General features: G+C 63.0%; 4 protein-coding genes and 2 pseudogenes. 4 read left to right on the top strand and 2 right to left on the bottom strand.

Going from position 1 to position 5,196, the window contains the following annotated elements; all coding sequences use genetic code 11:
- Positions 1-565 (top strand): annotated as a pseudogene (locus tag VDP82_RS13560) (ABC transporter substrate-binding protein); the annotation flags it as partial.
- Between the two features lie 37 nt (positions 566-602).
- Complete coding sequence (locus VDP82_RS13555; protein ID WP_323015380.1) at positions 603-1,598, top strand: asparaginase; 996 nt, start codon at positions 603-605, stop codon at positions 1,596-1,598.
- Between the two features lie 37 nt (positions 1,599-1,635).
- On the opposite strand, the gene VDP82_RS13550 is transcribed toward VDP82_RS13555, so the two are convergent.
- Together VDP82_RS13550 and VDP82_RS13545 are read right to left on the bottom strand one after the other, a co-directional pair.
- Positions 1,636-2,379 carry a 2-keto-4-pentenoate hydratase gene (locus VDP82_RS13550; protein ID WP_323015379.1) on the bottom strand — a complete coding sequence of 248 codons (744 nt, stop codon included), beginning with the start codon at positions 2,377-2,379 and terminating at the stop codon, positions 1,636-1,638.
- A gap of 30 nt (positions 2,380-2,409) precedes the next feature.
- Positions 2,410-3,096: a FadR/GntR family transcriptional regulator gene (locus VDP82_RS13545; RefSeq protein WP_323015378.1), complete on the bottom strand. Its 687-nt coding sequence runs from the start codon at positions 3,094-3,096 to the stop codon at positions 2,410-2,412.
- Positions 3,097-3,263: 167 nt separating this feature from the next.
- On the opposite strand from VDP82_RS13545, the gene VDP82_RS13540 reads away from it, so the two are divergent.
- Positions 3,264-4,838 (top strand): ABC transporter substrate-binding protein, encoded by a 1,575-nt coding sequence (locus VDP82_RS13540; protein ID WP_323015377.1) that lies wholly within the window; start codon positions 3,264-3,266, stop codon positions 4,836-4,838.
- 99 nt (positions 4,839-4,937) lie between these two features.
- Positions 4,938-5,196, top strand: a pseudogene (locus VDP82_RS13535) (ABC transporter permease); the annotation flags it as partial.

The following is a 5,196-nucleotide window of genomic DNA, read 5'->3' as shown; positions in this document are numbered from 1 at the left end:
TGAGTTCGGGCTCGATGCCTCCCGTGTGCGCTGGCACGTCAACGACGAAGAACATATCGAGGAACTGGTGCTTCCCCAAAATGTCGTGCCGTGCCCGCCGGGCACTTCCCTTGCAGTGAAAATGCAGCGTGGCGAGCTGGTCGCGGCGTTCTCGGGGAATGCCGGGCTGGGGCAGGGGGCGGACGTTTCCGATTATGACGATCTTGTTCCCGACGCCGCTGCGCGCGAAGCGGAATGGTTCGCCCGCACCGGTATTCTACCGTTTCATGGCACCATCGTCATAAAGGATGAACTCGTCGAGCAAAATCCCAGCCTGCCGCGGCGGCTCTACGATGCCTTCGTGCTGTCGCGGAACCGCTATCTGGACAGGCTCCGGGAAAGTGGCGCCGAAAATGCCGAGGATGAGAAGATATTGGCGATGATGGAGCTCACCGGCGGCCATCCCCTGCCTTACGGGCTGGAAGCGAACCGTAATTCCATCGAAGCCCTGCGGCGCTACGCCATCGACCAATCGCTCCTTGCTCCCCAAACCCAAATCGAGGATCTGTTCTATGCGTTCGATTGATTGCCGCCCCAGCGTTTCCCTCAAACAAGGATAGGCCATGTCTCTTCCCACCGTTCTCGTCGTCACCCTGGGCGGCACGATAACCATGACGGCGGCGCCGGACGGGACAATCGTGCCGACGCTTGGTGCCGAGGATCTGGTGCGGTCGGTGCCGGGACTGGGCGAAGTCGCCAGGATCGAGGCGGTTTCGCTGATGACCCGTCCGGGGGCCTCGCTGAAGCCGGATGATATCCTGGAGGCTGCCCGGCGGATCGAGGCCGGTCTTACTGCCGGTGCTGCCGGCGCAGTGCTCATCCAGGGAACCGATACGATCGAGGAAACCGCGTTCCTGCTGGATCTGCTGCTCGATGGGGAAGCCCCGGTCGTCGTCACCGGCGCCATGCGCGGGGCGCTGGCTCCCGGCGCCGATGGTGCCGCCAACTTGCTGGCGTCCGTCAGCGTGGCGGCGACGCCCGAGGCGCGGCGGCAGGGAGTTCTCGTCGTGCTCAACGACGAAATCCATGCGGCCCGCTTCGTGCAGAAATCCCACACCTTCCTGCCCTCCGCATTCCAATCTCCCTCCGCAGGGCCGGTTGGCCATGTGATCGAGGGTAGCCCGCGATTCCATATGCAGCTCCGCCTGCACCGGACGCCGCAGCAGGGTGCTCCGGAAATAGGCGATTTTCCTCCTGTCGCCCTGCTGACCATGGTTCTCGGCGACGATGACCGACTGCTCTCCTCGATCCCTGCGCTGGGATATAAGGGGCTCGTGATTGAAGCCATGGGAGCCGGGCATGTGCCGGATTGGCAGGTGGACGCCCTGGCCGACATCGCGCGCCATATGCCGGTGATCCTGTCGACGCGCGTGCAAGCAGGGCCGGGCCTGACCCGAACCTATGGATTTGCAGGGTCCGAAACCGACCTTCTGCGCAAAAACCTGATCTCGGCCGGCATCCTGTCAGGCAAGAAGGCGAGACTTCTGCTGATGCTGCTGATCGCACAGGGGCTCGACGCAAAAAGCATCGCCCGCGAATTCGAGGCCTTCCAGGCTTAGCTCTCCGCCTCGCCTGTTTTCCGATACAGCAGTCCCGTCAATCGAATGTGGCGCTGACCGAGGGAAAGCCTGCCGCCTCGATCTTCACGGTTTTACCCTCGAGCGGCAGGGCGCCGATGCGTGCGCCGGTGATAACGACATCGCCCGCCTTGAGCGGCAGGCCGCGTTCTGCGGCGTGGTTGGCGAGCCAGGCGAGCGACCGCAGGGTGCGCTCCGTGGTCGGCCCCTCGGTGACCTTGCCGATGGAGGCGCCGTCAACCAGAAGATCCATGGCCAGGGTGCCGAATTCCGGCAATTCAGAGAAGGCTAGCGCGGGGCCGACGACGACGGCTCCATTGTTTTGAAGATCGGCGATGCCCACCAGCGCCGGAAGCCGGCTTGGATCGGCGAAGCGTGAGGCGAGAATTTCGATGGCCAGATGAGCAGTCCCGATTGCCTCGCGGACGGCCTCGCCGTCATAGCCTCTCTCCACGCCGGGCAAGTCGGCCTTGAGGGTGACGGCCACTTCGGCCTCGACGGAGAGCCGGGCGGATGTGCGCAGATTTACCGCCATGCCATCGGCAAAGACGACGCTGCGCGGAAGAGGCGAAGCCATGGGCTCGCCGCTTTCCGGATAGGGCTGCACCTTCCAGGAGCCGACCGGGCCAATGGCAGCCATCGTCTGCGTCTGCACCTGATAGGCCGTGGCCAGGTCGGCTGGAAGCAAGGCCTGGGGCAGGGTTTCGATGAGCTTACCCTCATCTCGTTGGGCGATCAGCAGTGCGGCGAGGGGAAGGGGCATTCCGGATCCTGTCGGGTGGTATGGGGCAGGTCAGTTCTTTGACTTGCGGTTGAGCATGCGCAGCAGCGGTTCGTAATGGTCGAGAACGGCGCTGCGATAGCCTTCGGCGTCGCCTCTTTGCGCCGAGCGATAGAGATCGCCATGCGCATTGGCGGTCTGGCGCAGATCGGCCGGCAGCACCAGGTCGAGCTTGGGCAGCACTGCGGTGTGGATGTCCCAGAACGCCGCGACCAGTTGCACCGCCAGCGGATTGCCGATGGGGCTGAGCAGTTCGGAATGGAACAGCCGGTCCTCGCTGAGGAAAGGCTCCTCCTTTTCCGCGCATTCGGCCATCTGCGCCACCAATCTCTCGAGCACGGGATTGGATTTGCCCTCATGCGCGGCCACGACCGCATCGGTAAAGGCCAGATCGAGGACACGGCGCAACTCGATCACCTCGCGCAGCGCCTCCAGATCGTCGCCGGGCGCCAATGCGCCCCGAAAAACCAGTGTTTCGACCAGCGGGGCGAGGCTCATATTGCCTACCACCGTGCCGTGCCCATGCCGGACCTCCACGATATCCAGCGTCGCCAGGGTGCGGATTGCCTCGCGCACCGATGAACGCGAGACGCCCAGATCGTGACATAGCTCGGCCTCGGTCGGGATCGCGTCACCGGGGCGCAATCCTCTTTGCATGATCAGGTGCTTGATCTGCTCGACCGTCGTAGAGCGTCGCATGCGCACCTGACTATTCGCGCTTTCCATTGTTTCGCTCATGGGTCCACCCTGAGTCTGCACCAGACTAATGCGATATCCCCTGTCTTGGGCTGGGATACAAGGCTTGCGCCGGTTTTGATCTTGAGATAGAAGACATCTGACGTCTGATGTCAACTGGAGGAAATATCATGGCTTCAAGCTCCCGCGGCATATCCCGCCGCGCCCTTTGCCTGGCGGCAGGGGCATTCGCATCGTTCACCTTGCTTGGCGTGTCTGCCAGTGTGGCGCAGGTGAATACCGACAATATCGATCTCGATGCGACCATTCAGGCGGGCATTGCCTATGGCCTGTCGGGAACTTTCGATCCGCTCAGCGCTTCGGGGGCCGTCACCGTTGCGGCCAACTGGCATACGATGGAAGGTCTGGTCGATCTCGATCCGGTGACCCGCCAGCCCTATGCCGCTCTTGCCGCGGAAATGCCGACCAGCGCCGACGGCATCGAATATATCGTCAAGCTGCGCGATGGTGCGGTCTTTCATGACGGCACTCCGGTGACCGCCGAAGACGTGGTCTTTTCCGCCAATCGTGTTCTGGACCCCAATTCCAATTCCCTGTTCCGCTCTTTCGTGGCTTTCATCGACAAGGTGGAAGTAGTTGACGAAAAGACGGTCAAGTTCACCAACAAATATCCCTTCTCGCTGTTCAACGAACGCATCGGCTCGATCAAGATCGTGCCCAAGGCGCTGGTCGAGGCCGATCCCGAGGCTTTCGGCAAGCTGCCCACCGGCACCGGTCCCTACAAGCTGATTTCCGCCGTTCCTGAAGCGGAAATCGTCTTCGAGCGTAACGAGGCCTATACCGGCAGCCGTCCCGCATTGGCCGCCGACATGGTCTGGAACCTGATTGCCGACCCAACCGCGCGCGTGAACGCGTTGTCCTCGGGCACCATCCAGGCCATGGAGGATGTGCCCTATGTGGATATCGACGCCGTTTCGGCTATCGCCGAGGTGGAAAAGGCGCAGTCCTTCGGCCTGCTCTTTGCCATGTTCGATACGTCCAAGGCTCCGTTCGACGATGTTCGCGTCCGCCAGGCCTTCTTCTATGCCATCGACATGGACAAGGTGGTCGGCACCGGCATGCTCGGCAACGCCTTGCCGGCCCGGGGCTTCCTGCCCGAGACGCATCCGAACTTCCACGAGGCGTCCACCGTCTATTCGCTCAACCAGGACAAGGCACGCGAATTGCTCGCCGAAGCCGGCGTTCCCGAGCTCGATATCACGCTGATGAGCACCGATCATGGCTGGGTCAAGGACGTGGCGCCCATCATCAAGGAGGGCCTCGATGCGGTCGGTTTCCACACCACGCTCGATATCGGCCAGTCTGGCGGGCAGTACGGCAAGGTCGATGCCGGCGAAATGCAGGTCATGATCGCTCCTGGCGATCCGTCCGTCTTCGGCAACGACCCCGACATCCTGATGCAGTGGTGGTTCGGCGACAATATCTGGCCGAAGTCGCGCTATCGCTGGGCCGACAGCGAAGACTACGCCAAGCTGACCAGCCTGCTCGACGAAGCCCAGCGCCTCTCGGGCGAGGCGCAGCAGGCCAAGTGGAACGAGGCCATGGACCTCATCGCCGAGGACGTTCCGCTCTATCCCCTGCTGCACCGCCAGCTGCCGACGGCCTGGAATGGCGATGAGCTGGAAGGCTTCGCGCCGGTGCCGACCACGGGTCTCTCCTTCCTCGACGTGGGCGTCAGGAAGTAGGCTGGTTCCCGCGCCTCCGGCGCGCCCATGCATCGCGGGCTCCGGGCATTGCCCGGGGTCTGCTCCCCGTGACGCCTATGCAGAGGAGGGGCAGGCGGAATGCTGAACGTGCTCAATCTGATCGGCCGCCGGCTCGTGCAATTGCCGGTCATGATCCTGGGGATCACCTTCCTCGTCTTTTTCATCATGTCCTTTTCCAATGTCGACCCGGCCATCACCGCCCTGGGCGAGGGCGCGTCGCTGGAAGCGCGGCAGGCCTATCGGCTCGAACATGGCCTGGACGCGCCGCTTCTGACCCGCTACGTCAATTTCGTCATCGGCCTCACCCATCTCGACCTGGGCACCTATTCGGCCCGCC

This window comes from Devosia sp. (assembly GCF_034675085.1).
In the GTDB taxonomy this organism is placed as follows: Bacteria; Pseudomonadota; Alphaproteobacteria; order Rhizobiales; family Devosiaceae; genus Devosia.
This window is presented reverse-complemented; position numbering and strand designations above follow the sequence as displayed.